We start from the raw sequence: 16,877 nt of genomic DNA on the forward strand, positions 1-16,877 counted from the left end.
ATGATATGTGAGGTTGGTCACGCCTGCGCCGTTCGGGTGGACAGTGGGTGTTTCGCCGGGGCGCCGGGAGGGGTGAGGACCCGCGTACCAGGCCCGGAACCGGGCGTTCCGGGCGACACGTACGCGTACCGCGCAAGCCGTGTGGCGCAGGGGCCGACTCCGTGACTACGCCGTCCGGGCGAGCCCGATCGGGCTCCGTGTCGGCGTGTTCCTGTGCTCTTGGGGTGCTCCGGCACCTCCTGTCCGGCTCTGTCGCTCCCGTCCGGCAAGTGCCTGTTGAGGCGGATGGGCATCAAAGGGCGGCAGGGGGAAGGAGGGAGGGCGTCCGACCCCCGTCCGGACGCCCTCCCGGCGGGCGCGGCTGAACGTCAACTTCGCGCGTCGCCTTCACGGTGGCGGCGCGGGCCGGCTGCGCGCCGGGGGTACGGAGACGAGTCGCGCGCGGCGCTCGCCGTCCAGTACGCGCAGGGCCTGCGCCAGCGTCCCGGCGTGCACCTCGCGTTCGCCCCGGTCGTGCATCAGCGTCAATGCGTCCCGCAGGGCGATGGACTTGCCGACCAGGGCCTGTGCGGCCCGCAGTCCGCCGTAGGTGTCCGTGCCGCGCGCCGGGTTGATCCGGCCCAGCAGGTCCAGGACCGCCAAGTAGCTGTCGATGAACTCACCCTCGGCGCGGGTCAGCGCGGGCAGTGGCGGCAGTTCGGGCGGCAGCATCCCGGCTCACCTCGCGCCGGGCGCCGCGGAGTGCGCCTTGCGGCTGCGGGTGAGTCCGTCGATCAGCCCGTACTCGACTGCGGCCGCGGCGTCGAGGATCTTGTCGCGTTCGAGGTCTTCGGTGATCTGCTCGGCGGGCCGGCCGGTGTGCTTCGCCAGCAGTTCCTCCAGCAGCGCGCGCGTGCGCAGCAGTTCATCGGCCTGGATCCGCAGGTCGTCGGCCTGGCCCTGGACCGGTTCGCCGAACGAGGGCTGGTGGATGAGGATCCGGGCGCCCGGCAGGGCGAGGCGCTTGCCCGGCGTGCCGGCCGCCAGCAGCACCGCGGCGGCGGAGGCCGCCTGGCCCAGGCAGATGGTCTCGATGTCGCAGCCCACGAACTGCATCGAGTCGTAGATCGCGGTCATCGCGGTGAACGAGCCGCCGGGGGAGTTGATGTAGAGCGAGATGTCCCGGTCGGGCGCGTCGTGGTCGAGGTGCATGAGCTGCGCGATCACGTCGTTGGCCGCGGTGTCGTCGATCGGGGTGCCGAGGAAGATGATCCGCTCGCTGAGCAGCTTGGAGTAGGGGTCCATGGTCCGGGCCCCGTACGAGGTGCGCTCGGTGAACTCCGGGAGGACGTAGCGGGCCTCGGGGCGGTTCATGGGGACTCCTCTTCGCTGTTCATCTGTAAAGAATGTACAGAACGTACGTAGGGCTTGATGGGAGCACGTTTCCGGTACGGAAGGCAATGGCTTTCGGGGGTGGAGTGCCGGACGCTCGCTGAGAGCGAAACGCCTCATGCGGTGTCAGCAGCGATTGAGACCACGGCACCTGACTGCCTGTGAGGTGGCAAGGCCTGTCACCGCGGCCGGGGCGCCTGGCCGGACAACGCCCGGTCGAGGGGCCCGGCCGGGACCCTCCCGGGGTGATGGCGTGCACAATGGGCGCCGTACGCCGTAACACCCCGCAGAGGACGCCCGATGCCCGACTTGTCCCACCTGACGCCCCTGCCGCCGAAGGCCGCCACCGACGACCGCCACGCGCTGCGGGAGCGCATCCACAGCGCGCTGGCCGAAGCACTCGTCAACGGCACTCTGGCGCCCGGCCAGGAGTACGAGGAGGCGCGGCTCGCCGCGCGGCTCGGTGCTCCTCTCGCCCCGCTCCGGGAAGCGCTGCTCCAGCTCGCCGCGCAGCGGCTCGTCGAGTACGCGGAGCCGGAGACGGTACGGGTGACGACGGACGACGCCACCACCCGCCGGCACACGGCGGCCGTCCTGCACGGTCTGTACCGCACCGCGCTGCTGACCGCGCCATGGCCGCTCGCCGAGGACGCCCTCGACGGTCTCCGTAACTCCGCTGACGCGTACGCCCGCGCCGCCGCCCGCCGGAACGCGGTGGAAGCCGCCGCTGCCGAGCGTGCGCTGTGGAGCGTCTTCGTCCACGCCTGCCGCAACCGGCCCCTGTACGACGCCGTGACCCAGCTCGCTTCCGTATGGCAGCGGGCGCAGCATCTCGAAATCCCGCTGCCTGCCGACGAGCCGGGGGATGTCTGGAGCGGCCTGCTGGCAGCGTGCGCGGCAGGCGACCGGCAGCGCGCGCTGCGGTGCGTCGACGACTATTGGTCGCGCGCGGGCGGCATGACCGGCATGTGATCCGTCAGACGGGCGGCTGAGGAACGGACCGGCGCAGCCGGGCAGCTCCCTGCGTTTCCTCTGCGGTATGTTCCGGCCGAAGTCTGCCGTGCCCTCCGTCACCGGCCCGGCGTGCGGCGCACCGGACTGCCTCTGGTGCACCGCCGGCCGCTCGGGGAACCCCTCCGGCCCGCGGAGGCGACACCGGGCGCCCGGGCCCCTGGCCGAAGGCTCCCTTGCGGAATCCGGCCCTACGCTTGCCCCCGTTGCCGCTGTGGCCGCCCGGGTACCCGCCGGGCGGCCCGAAGCCCATCGGGCCGAGTCGAGTCCAGGAGGGACGCGATGGCTACCGCTTCATCCGCCGGATACCCGGAATCCGGCCGGTCCCGGGCCGCCCGAACCGAGCGGCCCACGAGCGCGGAGACCAAGCCCGCGTTCAAGAGCACCGAGTTCTTCGTCTACCTCGCCGCGGTCGTCGCGGTGCTGGTCGCCTCCGCCGTCGTAGGCGCCAACGCCGCCGAGACAGACCGTTTCCCCGCCGGCCAGGCATGGCTCTATGTCACGCTGCTGACCATCGGCTACATGATCAGCCGCGGCCTGGCCAAGTGCGGCAGCCGCGACATCACCGACACCACCGACACCGTCGACCGGACCACCACCTGACCGCACCCGGCGGGCGGCCCGGCAGCGCTGCCGGGCCGCCCGCCGCCGCCCTGGCCGGGATGTCGTGGACGCGACCTAAGCTAGGAGCATGGCTTACGAAATTCCGGTGACACAGGCTCGGGCGGAGCTGGCGGATCTGATCAACCGCGTCGTCTACGGCGGCGAGCGGGTGGTCGTCACGCGCCACGGCAAGCCGCTGGTCGGCCTGGTGTCCGCCGCCGACCTGGAGCGTCTGGACGCGTGCCGGGAGGCGGAGGAGGCCGCGGCGGAGGAGCAGGTGATCAGCACGGTCTCCTCGGTGCGGCCGTTCCCGGCCGCGCCCGGCGAGTGGCGCCGCTTCGGCATCGCGGCGGAGCACCGGGGCGCGGCCGGCGACCGCGGGGTGCCCGGGGGGTTCGCGGAGCACGGCGGTCCGGGCGCGGGGGAGCACTGACCGGTCCCGCGCCGGCGGCCGTCGCCGCCCGGACGCGCCGTGCCCGGACGCGCCGTGCCCGGATGGGGCGGTGTCAGGAAGCGAGCTTCCACACCGCGTCGGCGATCGCGGCGGTGTGGTTGCCCAGCGCCGTGTCGTCGATGTTCTTCACGGTGTCGCAGGACGCGTGGTAGCAGGCGTCGAACGCCTTGCCCGCCGTGCCGCCCCACTTCTTCGCCTGCTCGGCGGTCTTGATGTAGTCCGCGCCGGAGAACAGGCCGCCCACCGGCACGCCGGCGTCCTTGAACGGCGCGTGGTCCGAGCGCCCGTCGCCCTCCGTCTCGACCTCGGTGGCGATGTTCTTCGCCGCGAAGTGGTCCTTGAAGACCTTCTCCAGGCGCGCGTCGTCGTCGTAGACGAAGTAGCCCGGGTTGGGCGAGCCGATCATGTCGAAGTTCAGGTACGCGTCGATCTTCCCGCGGTCCGCCGCGGACAGCTGGTCCACGTAGTGCCGGGATCCGACCATGCCGTACTCCTCGGCGCCCCACCAGGCGAACCGCAGGTGCTTCGCGGGCTCCAGGTGGGTGCGGGAGACGGCGAGCGCGACCTCCAGGATGCCCGCGGCGGCGGATCCGTTGTCGTTGATGCCGGGGCCTTCGGTCACCGAGTCGAGGTGGGCGCCGGTCATCACGGTCCGGTCCGCGCCGCCGCCGGGCCAGTCGGCGATGAGGTTGCGGCCCGTCCTGCCGTTGCGGGTGAACTCCTGGACGGTCGTGGTGAAACCGGCCGCGTCCAGCTTCTCCTTGATGTAGTCGACGGAGGCCTGGTACCCCGTCGTGCCGTGGGCGCGGTTGCCGCCGTGGGCGTCCGCGACGGCCTGCAGCTTTTCGAGATGGGCCTTGACGCCGGCGACGGGGATGTCCGGCGCGGCGGGTGCGGCGGAGGCGGTGGCCTGTGCCCCGGCGACCGGTCCCAGGAGGGCGGCGGCCAGGGCGGTGCAGGCGCCGGCGGCCAGGGCGGTGCGGCGTATTCGGGAGGAAGGGGACCGGTGGGAGGTGTGGGGAGTGGCGGGCGTGGGGGGCGCGCTGTTCACGGTGGTGGCTCCGATGCTGATGTGGGGGGTGCGCCGTGGGGTGACGCTGTGGGGGCGCCGAAGCGCTTGCACGCTTGACGTGCGCATGAGAATCACGGGTGATCCGTACCGCGTCAAGAGCGGATACCGGACTCCGGTGTCCGCACAGCAGACACATCGGGCGGAAGCGGCGCCACGGGCCGTCCGGATGCGGCGCCGCGGCCCGGCCGGTGAAGTTCCGCGCCCGCACCGCCGAGTTAACGCCGTCGAAATCGCGCCGAACTAACCTGCGGACACCGGGTGATTGATGGAGCGGAGCTGGCGAGCAGTTTGCTCCGCCTTTAATTAGTGTGTGATACATCTGCTTTGCGGGTGTATTGACACCCGTGACCTGGGCTTATGCGCCCGGGCGGAGACTGTGAGGTGAAGGTATGCAACTGACCCCGCATGAACAGGAACGCCTCATGATTCATGTGGCGGCGGACGTGGCCGAAAAGCGCCGCGCGCGCGGGGTGCGGCTCAACCACCCGGAGGCCGTCGCGCTGCTGACCTCGCACATCCTCGAAGGGGCCCGGGACGGCCGTACGGTCGCCGAGCTGATGTCGACCGGGCGCAAGGTCCTCACCCGTGACGACGTCATGGAGGGCGTGCCCGAGATGATCCACGACGTGCAGGTGGAAGCCACCTTCCCGGACGGCACCAAGCTGGTCACCGTCCACGAACCCATCAACTGACCGGGGGAGAGCCGACCATGATCCCCGGCCAGATCCTGCACGCCGACACACCGGTCCGCCTGAACCCCGGGCTCCCCGTCACCCGCCTGACCGTCCTGAACGTCGCCGACCGCCCCGTCCAGGTCGGCTCCCACTACCACTTCGCCGAGGCCAACCCCGGCCTCGACTTCGACCGTGCGGCCGCGCACGGCAAGCGCCTGAACGTCCCCGCCGGCTCCGCCGTGCGCTTCGAGCCCGGCATCCCCACCGAGGTCGAACTCGTCCCCGTGGCGGGCAAGCGGATCGTCGCGGGCCTGCGCGGCGAGACCGGAGGCTCCCTCGATGGCTGATCTCTCCCGCGCCGCCTACAACGATCTGTACGGCCCGACGGTGGGCGACCGGGTACGGCTGGCCGACACCGACCTCCTCGTGGAGATCACCGAGGACCGGGCGGGCGGCCCGGGCCACGCCGGTGACGAGGCGGTCTTCGGCGGCGGCAAGGTGATCCGCGAATCGATGGGCCAGTCCCGCGCCACCCGTGCCGAGGGCGCGCCGGACACCGTCATCACCGGCGCGGTCGTTCTGGACCACTGGGGCGTCGTCAAGGCCGACGTCGGTATCCGGGACGGGCGGATCGCCGCGATCGGCAAGGCCGGCAATCCCGACACCATGGACGGCGTCCACCCCGACCTGGTGATCGGTCCGGAGACCGAGATCATCGCGGGCAACGGCAAGATCCTCACCGCCGGCGCCATCGACACCCATGTGCACTTCATCTGCCCCCAGCAGGTGGACGAGGCGCTGGCCTCCGGCGTGACCACCCTGGTCGGCGGCGGTACGGGCCCGGCCGAGGGCAGCAAGGCCACCACCATCACGCCCGGCGCCTGGCACGTGTCCCGGATGTTCGCCTCGATGGACGGGCTGCCCGTCAACGTGGGCCTGCTGGGCAAGGGCAACACCATGTCCGCCGCCTCGATGCGCGACCAGCTGCGCGCGGGCGTTCTCGGCTTCAAGATCCACGAGGACTGGGGCGCCACCCCCGCCGTGCTCGACGCGTGCCTGCGCGTCTGCGAGGAGAGCGGCGCGCAACTGGCCATCCACACCGACACGCTGAACGAGGCGGGCTTCCTCCAGGACACCCTGGCCGCCATCGCGGGCCGCGGCATCCACGCATACCACGTCGAGGGCGCCGGCGGCGGCCACGCGCCCGACATGATCGCCATGGTGTCCGAGCCGAATGTGCTGCCCGCCTCGACCAACCCGACGCGCCCGCACACCGTCAACACCGTCGAGGAACACCTCGACATGCTGATGGTCTGCCACCATCTCAACCCCGCCGTGCCGGAAGATCTCGCCTTCGCCGAGTCCCGCATCCGGCCCTCCACCATCGCGGCCGAGGACATCCTGCACGACCTCGGCGCCATCTCGATCATGTCCTCGGACGCCCAGGCCATGGGCCGCATCGGCGAGGTGGTGCTGCGTACGTGGCAGACCGCGCACGTGATGAAGAAGCGGCGCGGCGCGCTGCCCGGCGACCTGCTCGCGGACAACGAGCGCGCCCGTCGCTACGTCGCCAAATACACCATCAACCCCGCCATCGCGCAGGGCATCGACGACGAGGTCGGCTCGGTGGAGGAAGGGAAGCTGGCCGACCTGGTGCTGTGGGACCCGGCGTTCTTCGGCGTCAAGCCGCAGCTCGTCATCAAGGGCGGGCAGATCGCGTACGCGCAGATGGGCGACGCCAACGCCTCCATCCCCACGCCGCAGCCCGTGCTGCCCCGCCCGATGTTCGGCGCCATCGGGCAGGCGCCGGGCCGCAACTCGGTCAACTTCGTCTCCCAGCAGGCCGTCGAGGACGGGCTGCCGGACTGCCTCGGGCTCACCAAGCCCTTCCGGGCCATCCGCAGCACCCGCGGCGTGACCAAGGCGGACATGCGCAACAACGACGCGCTGCCGCGGGTCCACGTCGATCCCGACACCTTCACGGTGACCATCGACGGCGACGTGGTCGAGCCCGCACCTGCCGCCGAACTGCCCATGGCGCAGCGGTACTTCCTCTTCTGAGCGGACGGTCGATGTGCGAGAGGCCGAAGAGGTGCACAAGGCCGAAGAAGGAGGTGCGGCGATGAGCCGGGCGGCACTGCTCGTCCTGGCGGACGGCCGGTTCCCGGCGGGCGGGCACGCCCACTCCGGCGGCGCCGAGGCGGCCGTGAAGGCGGGCCGAATCCGGGACGCGGCGAGTCTGGAGGAGTTCTGCCGGGGGCGGCTGCACACCGCGGGCCTGGTCGCGGCCGCCCTGGCCGCGGCCGCGGCGGCCGGGTGCGATCCGCTGGCACTGGACGAGGCCGCCGACGCCCGTACGCCGGTGCCCGCACTGCGGCTCACGGCGCGCCGGCTCGGGCGGCAGATGATGCGCGCCGCCCGCGCCACCTGGCCCTCGGCCGAGCTGGACGCGCTGGCCGCGGCCCGGCCGCGCGGCGTCCACCAGCCCGTCGTCCTGGGCCTGGCGGCCAGGTCGGCGGGGCTCGCGCCGCTGGACGCCGCCTGTGCGGCCGCGTACGAGAACATCAGCGGCCCGGCCACCGCCGCCGTACGGCTGCTCAGCCTGGACCCCTTCGACGCGACTGCCGTGCTGGCCCGCTTGGCCGCGCCGCTCGACCAGGTCGCCGGGCAGGCCGTGGAAGCGGCGCGGCGCGTCCCGCTGGAGGGGACCGGCGCGCTGCCCGCGGCGTCCGCGCCGCTGCTGGACATCACCGCCGAGCAGCACGCGGCCTGGCCGGTACGGCTGTTCGCGTCGTGAGCACCGGCCCCCGCCCCGCCTTACGGGCCGTACCCGGCCACCCGGCGCGTCCGCCGCCCGCGTCCGCCTTCCGCCCCACGCGCCCGCCGCCCGCACTCGCATTCCGAACGGCGCCGTTTCCCCCCACCCAGCCCCCGACACGACCACGGAGCAGTCATGCATCTCGATCACGACCTCGACGAACGCTTCCCCCACCGGCACACCTACAGCGCCGCCGACCCGAAGCGCGCCGACGGCACCCGCCGCGCGCTGCGCATCGGGCTGGGCGGGCCGGTCGGCACGGGCAAGACCGCCACCGTCGCGGCCCTGTGCCGGGCGCTGCGCGACGAGCTGTCCCTGGCGGTGGTGACCAACGACATCTACACCCGCGAGGACGCCGAGTTCCTGCTGCGCGAGGCGGTGCTGCCGCCCGAGCGCATCGCGGCGGTGGAGACCGGCGCGTGCCCGCACACCGCCATCCGCGACGACATCTCCGCCAACCTCGAAGCCGTGGAGGATCTGGAGGACGCGGTCGGCCCGCTCGATCTGATCCTGGTGGAATCCGGCGGCGACAACCTCACCGCCACCTTCTCCAAGGGCCTGGTCGATGCCCAGATCTTCGTCATCGACGTGGCGGGCGGCGACGACATCCCGCGCAAGGGCGGCCCCGGCGTCACCACTGCCGACCTCCTCGTGATCAACAAGACCGATCTGGCTCCGTACGTCGGCGTCGACCTGGAGGGCATGGCTCGCGACGCCAAGGCGCAGCGCGGCGACCTGCCCGTCGTCTTCACCTCCCTCAAGGCCGAGCACGGCGTACGGCCGGTCTCGGACTGGGTACGCGAGCGCCTCGCCGACTGGACCGCGGGCCCCGCATGACCCTCGCGCCTCCCGAACGGGTCCGGCCTCCGGCCCCCGGACCGCTGCCGACGCCCGGTGGCGGCCCGGTGCCGCACGGTCTGCGCGCCACGGCCCGTATCACCGCACGGGCCGACGCGAACGGCATGACCGGCCTGCCCGTCCTGGACGGCGAGGGCCCGATCGCGCTGCGCCGCGTCCGCTCGTACGGAACGCAGGCCGGGGTATGCGTCGTCGGTGCCATGAGCGCGCCGCTCGGCGGCGACCGGCTGCGCATCGAGGTGATCGCCGAGGACGGCGCAGGCCTGCGCGTCACGGCGGCCGCGGCGACCGTCGCGCTGCCGGGGCGTGTCCCCGGGCACGCCACGTACGACGTGGAGCTGACCGTGGGCGAGGGCGCCCGGCTGGAATGGCTCCCCGAACCGCTCATCTCCGCCGAGGGCAGCGATCTGCGGATGACGACGACCGTCCGTCTCGCGCCCACCGCGCGCCTGGTCCTGCGCGAGGAGCAGGTGCTGGGGCGCAGCGGCGAGCGGCCGGGGCGGCTGCGCAGCCGCCTCACAGTCCACCGCGCCGGGCGCACGCTGCTCGACCAGGACACGGCGTACGGGCCGGGCGCCCCGGGCTGGGACACCGGCGCGGTGCTCGGCGGCCACCGCGCCGTCGGCCAACTGCTCATCGTGGACCCGGAGTTCGAGGACCAGCCCGCCCAAGTCCGGGTGCTGGGATCGGGGCCGGGCGAGGGCCAGGGTGTGCGCGCCCCGCTCGCCGGGCCCGCCGCGCTGACCACCGCCGTCGCCCCGGACGCGCTCCGGGTGCGGCGCCTGCTGGAGGCGGGGGCCGTCCCGGAGTAAGGGGCGGTCAGTCGCCGGCCGCCCGGGACGCGTTCCGGGCGGGGCGGTGCCGGTCCACGATCCCCTCGATGATGCGCATCAGCCGGTCCCCGGCCTGATCGATACTGCCGTTCTGTGTGCTGACCTGCGCGCCTTCGAGGACGAACGTGATCTCGGCCGCGGTCTGTCCGGGGTCGGGCAGTCCGGCCCCGGCGCACATGCCGACCAGCCTGCGGGTCTGGCGGGCCTTGTGCTCCTCGATCACCTGGCGCGCGGGGTGGGAGCGGTCGGGCAGTTCGGCGAGGGAGTTGATGAACGGGCAGCCCCGGTACGAGATCGCCGGCAGCCCCTCGGCGATGAAGCGGGCCAGCGCCAGGATCTGCTCCCGCGGCCGGTCGGGGTGTTCGGCCTCGGCCCGGTCGAAGGCCGCCTGATAGTCGGCGGCGACGATCCGCAGCCACTCGGCGACCAGCGCGTCCTTGGTCTCGAAGTGCCGGTAGATCGCCATTTTGGTGGTCCCGGCCCGCTCGGCGATCGCCTGGACGCCCACCCGCTGGATGCCCTCGCTCTGGAAGAGCTCTTCCGCCGCGTCGAGGATGCGCTCGCGGGGCGGCAGCTTCGCCACCCTGCCCGGCCTGCTGACGGTCGATGCCATGACTTCCGCTCCGTGACGTCCGTATCCGGTCCGAGGGTGGTCCGTTGTGGGGCCTCTCTTCCGCTGTTACGGTACCAGTCCGTCCCTTGCGATACCGATCGGTATCGTTAGAGACTCATCGGTATCGTTCGTCTTGCCGGGAGTGACAGTGAAGGTTTCCGAATACGTGGGCTTCGACGCGGTCGGGCTGGCGGAGCTGGTGGCCGGGGGAGAGGTGGCCCCGGCCGAAGTGGAGGCAGCCGCACGTGAGGCCGTGCAGGCGGTCGATCCGCGGATCAACGCCGTCGTGGAGACCTGGCCGGCCGACGACCGGCCCGCCCCCGGCAGCGCCCCGCTGGCCGGGGTGCCTTTCCTGCTCAAGGACATCGGGGTCACCATGGCCGGGCGGCGCACGGAGCTGGGCAGCCGCCTCGCGGCAGGCAATGTCGCCAGCGCCGACTCTTTTCTGATGCGGCGCTTCCGCCGCGCCGGCCTGGTGACGTTCGGGCGTACCGCGACACCGGAGATGGCGTACAGCAACACGACGGAACCGGTGCTGTACGGCGCGACCCGCAACCCGTGGGACCTCACGCGCAGCGCGGGCGGATCCAGCGGGGGCGCGGGCGCGGCGGTCGCCGCAGGGGTCGTACCGATCGCCCACGCCACCGACGCCGCCGGATCGATCCGCATACCCGCCGCCTACAACGGCCTCTTCGGGCTCAAGCCCACCCGCGGCCGGGTCTCCGCAGGGCCCGCCTTCGACGAGGTCTTCAACGGCCTGGCCGTACAGGGCAGCATCAGCCGCACCGTACGCGACAGTGCGGTGCTGCTCGACCTGATCAGCGGCCCGGAAGCGGGCGACCCCTACGTCGCCCCGGAGCCGTCCCGGCCCTACGCGGAGGAAGTCACCCGCCACCCCGGCTCGCTGCGCATCGGTGTCCTCGCCCAGGCGTGGGGCGGGCACCGCACCACCGCACCGGTGGCCGACGCGCTCTCCCGCACCGTGCGGCTGCTGGCATCCCTCGGCCACCAGGTGGAGGAGGCCGAGGTCGAACTCGGGGTCGACTGGGAGGAGTTCCTGCTGTCCAGCGCACACCAGTGGACGGTGAACCTCGCGGCCTCCATCGACGAACTGGCCGCCGCCTTCGGCCGGCCCATCGACTCCTCGACCCTCGAACCGCCCATCCTCGCCGGCTACCACTACGGGCAGCGGGTCAGCGGCGCGCAGTTCGTCACCGCCCTCGCGATGCGCAACCGGGTCGCCCGCAGCCTGGCACGCTCCTTCGACGCCTACGACGTGCTGCTCACCCCGACCCTGCCGGAGCTGCCCGTGCCCCTGGGCACCCATGCCGAAGGCGTCGAAGCCCTGGACGGCCTGGGCTGGCTCCGCCGCCTCTTCGACATCTCGCCGTTCACCGCGGCGTTCAATGTGGCGGGAACCCCTGCCATGTCCGTACCGGTGACGGCCGACGCCGGGACGGGGCTCCCGGTGGGCATGCAGTTCGCCGCCGGTTACGGGCTCGAAGGCCGGCTCTTCCGCCTCGCCGGACAGCTTGAACAGGCAAGTCCGTGGTCGGGCCGGACCCCCGCGGTGTGGGCAGGGGACCGCCCCGGACACTGAGTGCCCCGTCCCGCGTCGGGCGGCGCCCCCGAACGCGAGACGGCGCCGCTCCTGGGGGAAAGAGCGGCGCCGCGTACAGCAAGACGGCTGTCGGGTGGAATCGGTGCCGTCCAGTGGCGGGCAATTCACGGAAATCCGGAATCGCCCGCCGACCCTCGCCCGTCAGTCCTCCAGCATCGCCGCCAGTACCGACCGCCAGTCCTCGCCCGGACGCCCCGCCAGTTCGGCGGCGAGCGCGGGGGCGGGGCGGTAGCGGCGGCGGTGGTGCAGGAGGAAGTCCGGTCCGGACGCCTGGTGCTGATCGCTCGCGGGGCCCGCGTGCGTGGCGTGGATCTCGCTGGAGCTGCCGAGCAGCCGGATCAGCTCGGCGGCGAAGTCCCGCCAGTCGACGTGGCCGCCGACCGTGTTCACGACACCGCCGGACGGCCGTTCCACGCAGCTGACCAGCGCGCGGGCCAGCGCCGCACCGTGCACCCAGGGCGCGCCGTACCAGCCGCGCTCCCGCGCGGGCAGTTCGATCGGCTCACCGCCGCGCGCCGCCTGGAAGAACTGCCCGGTCGAACCCCAGCGCAGCTGGTCGCGCAGCCGGGCGTGCGGCCCCCACACGATCGGCACCCGCGCGACGGTGGCCCCGCCCCGCCCGCCGCTCCCGGCAGCTTCCAGCAGCATCCGCTCGCAGTCGAGCTTGGCCCGCCCGTACGCGGTGAACGGGCCCGCCGGCGGGGTCTCCTCCGTCACGTCGGTGACCGGCGGCTGCCCATACGCGTCCACGCTGCTGACGAAGACGAAGGCGCCCCGCCGCCAGCCGTCCAGCACCGCCCGCATCGCCGCGAGGTCCACCTCGGGAGAGGTGAAGGTGCAGGCGGCATGGATCACCGCGTCCGCGTCGGCCGCCGCCGCCCGCAGACTGTCCGGATCGCTCAGGTCCCCTTCGGCCACCTCGATTCCGTCGGCCGCCAGGAGGTGCGCCGACTCGGGCCGCGCCAGGGCCCGTACGGGAATGCCGCGCGCCGTCAGCTCCCGCAGCACGAACGAGCCCACGCCGCCGGTGGCACCGGTGACCAGGACCGTTCCGGTGCGGGCCGCCGCGGGCCGGGAGCCGCCGTGCGCCGGAGCCGTCGGCCGGGCCGCTGTCCGGACGGCGTCCAGCGCCGCCGCGCGTTCCCGGTCCCGTCCGTCCAGCAGGGCGGCGATCGCCCGCGGGCTGCGGTGCTCCATCACGTCGAGGCCGGTCAGCGGCAGGCCCAGCCGTTCGCGCAGCCGGTCGGCCAGCTGCACCGCCAGCAGCGAATGCCCGCCGAGCAGGAAGAAGTCCGCGTCCGGAGCGGGCCGTCGGCCCAGCAGTTCGGCGAACGCCTCCAGTACGGCCTGCTCGCGTGCTCCGCCGGTACCAGCGCCAGTATCGGAGTCGGCACCGCCTTCGGCACCGGCACGCGAAGGCGTGGCCGCCGCCGGCGCACCCGGCAGCCGGCCGTGGTCCACCGCGCCGTCGGCCGTACGCGGCAGCGCGTCCAGCACCGTCACCGCGGCCGGTACCAGCTCCGGCGCCAGCCGCGAACGCAGCGCGGCCCGCAGGCCCATCGGTTCGAGCGTGCCCACACCACTCGGCACGACGTACGCGAGCGGCCGTCCGCCGTCGATCTTTAGCAGGACGGACTCCGCCACCTCCGGCCGTTCCCCGAGGAACAGCTCGGCCGGGTGGACCGCTTGAGTACCGGCCCCGGGCTGCGGGTGGGCCAGCGGGTGGCCCGGGTTCGCGGCCACCGCCGCCAGCAGGTCCGCGAAGCCGCGCAGCAGCTGCCGGGCCGTCGGCTCGTCCAGCCGCGCCCGGTCGTACTGCACCAGGCAGCGCGGTGGCCCGCCGTCGCTCCGGTCCTCCTCCACGTAGAAGCCGAGACCGAACTTGGCCGTGCCCAGATCGACCTCGACCGGTTCGCTCACCAAACCGGGCAGATCCAGGGCGACCGGCGCCCGCAGTACGTCCGCCGTGACATCCACCAGCGGGTGGCCGTCCGCCCCGCGGGCCGCCGCCCCGAGCCGCTCGACGATCAGGTCGAACGGCACATCGCGGTGCTGCTGCGCCTCCAGCAGCGCGTCCCGCACCCGGTCCAGCAGCTCGCCGAAGGCATCGGCGCCCTGCGCGTCCACCCGCACGGGCAGGGTGTTGACGCACAGGCCGACCAGGCCGCGCATGTCCGCGCGGTCGCGGTGGCTGCTGGCGCACCCGAGCACCAGGTCCGCCGAGCCCGTCGCCGCCAGCACGGTGGCGTACGCGGCGGCCAGGACGACGGTGAACAGGGTGCTCCGGTGCTCCCGGCCCGTCGCCCGCAGTCCTTCGAGGACGGCGGGCGACAGCGGCTCGGCGAGCAGCGCCGCCTCTCCGCGCCGGGCCGCGGCGCCGGAACCGGCCGCCGGTGCGGGCAGCGGCACCGGCCGGGCGCCCGCGAGGCGCCTGAGCCAGTACTCCAGCCCGCTCTCCAGCACGTCCGTGGCCGCGTGCTCGCGGCGGGCGAAGTCCGCGTACTGGGGCGCCGGGCCGGGCAGCGCGTCAGACAGTGCCTCGTCGCCGCCGACGGCAGCTCCGTACAGCGTGCCCAGCTCGTGCGCGGCGACCGCCAACGACCCGCCGTCGATGGCGATGTGATGCAGCGTCAGTAGTACGGTGTGGTCCTCGGCGGCATGCCGTACGACGAGGGCGCGCAGCACCGGGCCGTCCGCCAGGTCGAAGGGACGCGCCGCGGCCTCGCGCAGCAGCCCCGCCACGTCACCGTCCGCCGGAACCACCTCGACCGGTACCGGCGCCGCGTCCGTCACCTCCTGGTACGGCTCGTCGCCGCGCTGCCCGTACCGCGTGCGCAGCACCTCGTGCCGCTGTACGAGAGCGGTCAGCGCCCGGCCCAGAGCCTGCGGGTCGAACGCCCCGCGCACCCGGGTGGCGAACGGTACGTGATACGCGGCGCCGCTGCCGCCGAGCCGGTCCATCAGCCACATCCGGCGCTGCGCGGCGGACAGCGGGGCGGGGCCGGCGGCCGGGCCGGCGGCGGGCTCGCACGCCGCGCCGTCGCGCTTCGCGGCCTGCCGCTGCCGGGCGATCCGCAGCAGCGCCGCCTCGCGTGCGGTGTCCGAAGCGGTGGTCATCGCGGGTCCTCCATGGCGGGCGGGGTGGTGTCGGACGTGCCGGGGCCCTCGTGCAGGCTCAGCAAGGCCTGTTCGACGTGGGCCGCCTGCGCGGCGACCGTGGGAGCGGCGAAGAAGTCGGCGAGCGACATCTCCACCCCCAGGTCCTCGCGCAGGTCCTCCACGACGCACAGCGCGAGCAGCGAGTGCCCGCCGAGCGCGATGAAGTCCGCTCCGGGATCGTCCACGGGAAGGCCGAGGGCCTGGCTCCAGAGGTCGGCGACGACCTGCTGGAGAGGGGAGAGCGGGCCGGAAGAGGCCGGGGAGCCCCCGGCCTCGGGCCCCCCGGGGGCATCCCCGTCCACCGGCCGCGCGGCCAGCGCCCGCCGGTCCACCTTCCCCACACCCGTCATCGGCAGCGCGTCCACGAACCCCCACCCGTTGGGTACGAGGTGCGCGGGCAGCCGCTCCTCCAGGTGCGCGCGGAGTGCGGCGGACCCGGGCGCCGCGCCGTCCCGCGGCGCGACGAAGGCCACCAGCCGCGCGTCGTCCGGCGTCGGCCGCTGCACGACCACGGCCGCGTCGGCGACCCCGGCGTGCTCGCGCAGCGCGTGCTCGATCTCGCCCGGCTCGATACGGAAGCCGCGCACCTTGATCTGGTCGTCGGTCCGGCCGTGGAAGTCCAGCGTGCCGTCGGGGCGCTCCGAGACCACGTCGCCGGTGTGGTAGAGCCGCCCGGCCGTCGGGTGGTCGACGAAGCGTTCCGCCGTACGGTCCGGCTGCCCGACGTAACCGAGCGCCAGCCGCGGCCCGCCGATCCACAGCTCGCCGCGGACGCCCGCCGCCACCGGGTCGCCGTGCTCGTCCATGACGTACGCGGTGGCCCTGGCGACCGGCCGGCCGATGGGCGGCGGGCCGTCGCAGTCGGCGTCCGTGACGCGGTGCGCGGTGGCGAAGGTGGTCGCCTCGGTGGGCCCGTAACCGTTGACCAGCTCCAGCCACGGGTGCGCCCGCAGCACGGAGCGCGCGTGCTGCGCGGACAGCGCTTCGCCGCCCACCAGTACGCCGCGCAGCACTCCGAAGAGAGGGGACCGGCGGGCGGCCAGGTGGTGGAAGAGCGCCGTGGTCAGCACGGTGACGGTCGCGCCGAGGCGCTCCGCGTCCCGGGCCAGGCCGGCCGGCGAGAGCCGGTCGGCGGTGGAGACCGCCACCGCCGCGCCGTTCGCCAGCGCGCCCCACACCTCGAAGGCCGAGGCGTCGAAGGTGACGGGGGAGTGGAACAGCACCCGGTCGCGCGGTGTGACCGTCACGTACTCGGGCCGGTGGGCCAGGCGCGCGATGCCCCGGTGGGTGACGGCGACGCCCTTGGGCTGCCCGGTCGAGCCGGAGGTGAACATCACGTACGCGACGGCGTCCGGATCGTATGCGTCCACGGCCGGCGCGTCGTCCCCGGCCTGCTCCGTCCCGGCAGGCGGCAGCAGCGCCCGGTCCGCGGGGATGCCCGCCGCCTCCACCAGGTCCTTGTCGCCGACCGTCAGGACGGCACCGGCCGTGTCCAGCATGGTCGCGATACGCGGCGGGGGATAGTCGGGATCGAGCGGTACGTAGTGCCCGCCCGCCCACCAGACGGCGAGCTGGGTGACCACGGTGGGCACCGAGTGCGGCAGCAGGACGCCGACGGCGTCGCCGGGGCGCACGCCCCGATCTCGCAGCACCCGCGCGAAGCCGCGGGCCGCTGCCGTCAGTCCGGCGTAGGTCAGCGAGGTCTCGCCGTCGGTCACGGCGAGGGCATCCGGGGTGGTGCGGGCGTAATGGGATACGAGGCCGGTAAGACCGGATTCAGTGGTGGTCAT

General features: G+C 73.7%; 16 protein-coding genes. 10 read left to right on the forward strand and 6 right to left on the reverse strand.

Annotated elements, in window-relative coordinates:
• Positions 1–387 precede the first annotated feature (387 nt).
• Together IH45_RS0100740 and IH45_RS0100745 are read right to left on the reverse strand one after the other, a co-directional pair.
• Entirely contained in the window at positions 388–711 is a 324-nt protein-coding gene (locus IH45_RS0100740) for a hypothetical protein (RefSeq protein WP_030659730.1), read from the reverse strand.
• Between the two features lie 6 nt (positions 712–717).
• Positions 718–1,353: an ATP-dependent Clp protease proteolytic subunit gene (locus tag IH45_RS0100745; RefSeq protein WP_030659732.1), complete on the reverse strand. Its 636-nt coding sequence runs from the start codon at positions 1,351–1,353 to the stop codon at positions 718–720.
• A 318-nt stretch (positions 1,354–1,671) separates the two neighbouring features.
• Here IH45_RS0100745 and IH45_RS1000000144920 point away from each other — a divergent pair, with 318 nt between their 5' ends.
• The 3 genes from IH45_RS1000000144920 to IH45_RS0100760 all read left to right on the forward strand — a co-directional run bounded on the left by IH45_RS1000000144920 (position 1,672) and on the right by IH45_RS0100760 (position 3,418).
• Positions 1,672–2,343: a GntR family transcriptional regulator gene (locus tag IH45_RS1000000144920; RefSeq protein ID WP_030659733.1), complete on the forward strand. Its 672-nt coding sequence runs from the start codon at positions 1,672–1,674 to the stop codon at positions 2,341–2,343.
• Positions 2,344–2,664: 321 nt separating this feature from the next.
• Positions 2,665–2,985, forward strand: coding sequence for a hypothetical protein (locus tag IH45_RS0100755; RefSeq protein WP_030659734.1), 321 nt, complete (start codon positions 2,665–2,667; stop codon positions 2,983–2,985).
• 88 nt (positions 2,986–3,073) lie between these two features.
• Positions 3,074–3,418: a type II toxin-antitoxin system Phd/YefM family antitoxin gene (locus tag IH45_RS0100760; RefSeq protein ID WP_030659735.1), complete on the forward strand. Its 345-nt coding sequence runs from the start codon at positions 3,074–3,076 to the stop codon at positions 3,416–3,418.
• Between the two features lie 73 nt (positions 3,419–3,491).
• Here the strand turns inward: IH45_RS0100760 and IH45_RS0100765 are convergent, their stop codons facing one another.
• Complete coding sequence (locus IH45_RS0100765; protein WP_394298648.1) at positions 3,492–4,490, reverse strand: M28 family metallopeptidase; 999 nt, start codon at positions 4,488–4,490, stop codon at positions 3,492–3,494.
• A 410-nt stretch (positions 4,491–4,900) separates the two neighbouring features.
• On the opposite strand from IH45_RS0100765, the gene IH45_RS0100770 reads away from it, so the two are divergent.
• The 6 genes from IH45_RS0100770 (at position 4,901) to IH45_RS0100795 (ending at position 9,673) form a co-directional block, all read left to right on the forward strand.
• The gene (locus IH45_RS0100770; protein WP_030659740.1) at positions 4,901–5,203 is read left to right on the forward strand and encodes an urease subunit gamma; all 303 of its coding nucleotides are present in this window, start codon (positions 4,901–4,903) and stop codon (positions 5,201–5,203) included.
• A gap of 17 nt (positions 5,204–5,220) precedes the next feature.
• Positions 5,221–5,532, forward strand: a complete 312-nt coding sequence (locus tag IH45_RS0100775) for an urease subunit beta (protein WP_030659742.1) — start codon at positions 5,221–5,223, stop codon at positions 5,530–5,532.
• Positions 5,525–7,246: an urease subunit alpha gene (locus IH45_RS0100780; protein ID WP_030659744.1), complete on the forward strand. Its 1,722-nt coding sequence runs from the start codon at positions 5,525–5,527 to the stop codon at positions 7,244–7,246. The genes IH45_RS0100775 and IH45_RS0100780 overlap by 8 nt, the downstream gene beginning before the upstream one ends.
• Before the next feature lie 61 nt (positions 7,247–7,307).
• Positions 7,308–7,982, forward strand: coding sequence for an urease accessory protein UreF (locus IH45_RS0100785; RefSeq protein WP_030659749.1), 675 nt, complete (start codon positions 7,308–7,310; stop codon positions 7,980–7,982).
• A gap of 156 nt (positions 7,983–8,138) precedes the next feature.
• A complete protein-coding gene (ureG, locus tag IH45_RS0100790; protein ID WP_030659751.1) occupies positions 8,139–8,840 on the forward strand; it encodes an urease accessory protein UreG in 702 nt (233 codons plus the stop codon).
• Positions 8,837–9,673, forward strand: a complete 837-nt coding sequence (locus tag IH45_RS0100795; protein WP_032916575.1) for an urease accessory protein UreD — start codon at positions 8,837–8,839, stop codon at positions 9,671–9,673. Before ureG ends, IH45_RS0100795 begins: the two co-directional genes overlap by 4 nt.
• A 7-nt stretch (positions 9,674–9,680) precedes the next feature.
• Here IH45_RS0100795 and IH45_RS0100800 read toward each other — a convergent pair whose 3' ends face one another.
• Positions 9,681–10,307, reverse strand: coding sequence for a TetR/AcrR family transcriptional regulator (locus IH45_RS0100800; protein WP_032916576.1), 627 nt, complete (start codon positions 10,305–10,307; stop codon positions 9,681–9,683).
• 148 nt (positions 10,308–10,455) lie between these two features.
• Between IH45_RS0100800 and IH45_RS0100805 the strand changes: the two genes are divergently transcribed.
• Complete coding sequence (locus IH45_RS0100805) at positions 10,456–11,907, forward strand: amidase (protein ID WP_030659755.1); 1,452 nt, start codon at positions 10,456–10,458, stop codon at positions 11,905–11,907.
• Positions 11,908–12,069: 162 nt separating this feature from the next.
• Here the strand turns inward: IH45_RS0100805 and IH45_RS0100810 are convergent, their stop codons facing one another.
• The gene (locus IH45_RS0100810) at positions 12,070–15,045 is read right to left on the reverse strand and encodes a condensation domain-containing protein (protein WP_030659756.1); all 2,976 of its coding nucleotides are present in this window, start codon (positions 15,043–15,045) and stop codon (positions 12,070–12,072) included.
• Positions 15,042–16,877, reverse strand: coding sequence for a non-ribosomal peptide synthetase (locus tag IH45_RS0100815; protein WP_030659759.1), 1,836 nt, complete (start codon positions 16,875–16,877; stop codon positions 15,042–15,044). Before IH45_RS0100815 ends, IH45_RS0100810 begins: the two co-directional genes overlap by 4 nt.

The organism is Streptomyces rimosus subsp. rimosus (assembly GCF_000720725.1).
In the GTDB taxonomy this organism is placed as follows: domain Bacteria; phylum Actinomycetota; class Actinomycetes; order Streptomycetales; family Streptomycetaceae; genus Streptomyces; species Streptomyces rimosus_A.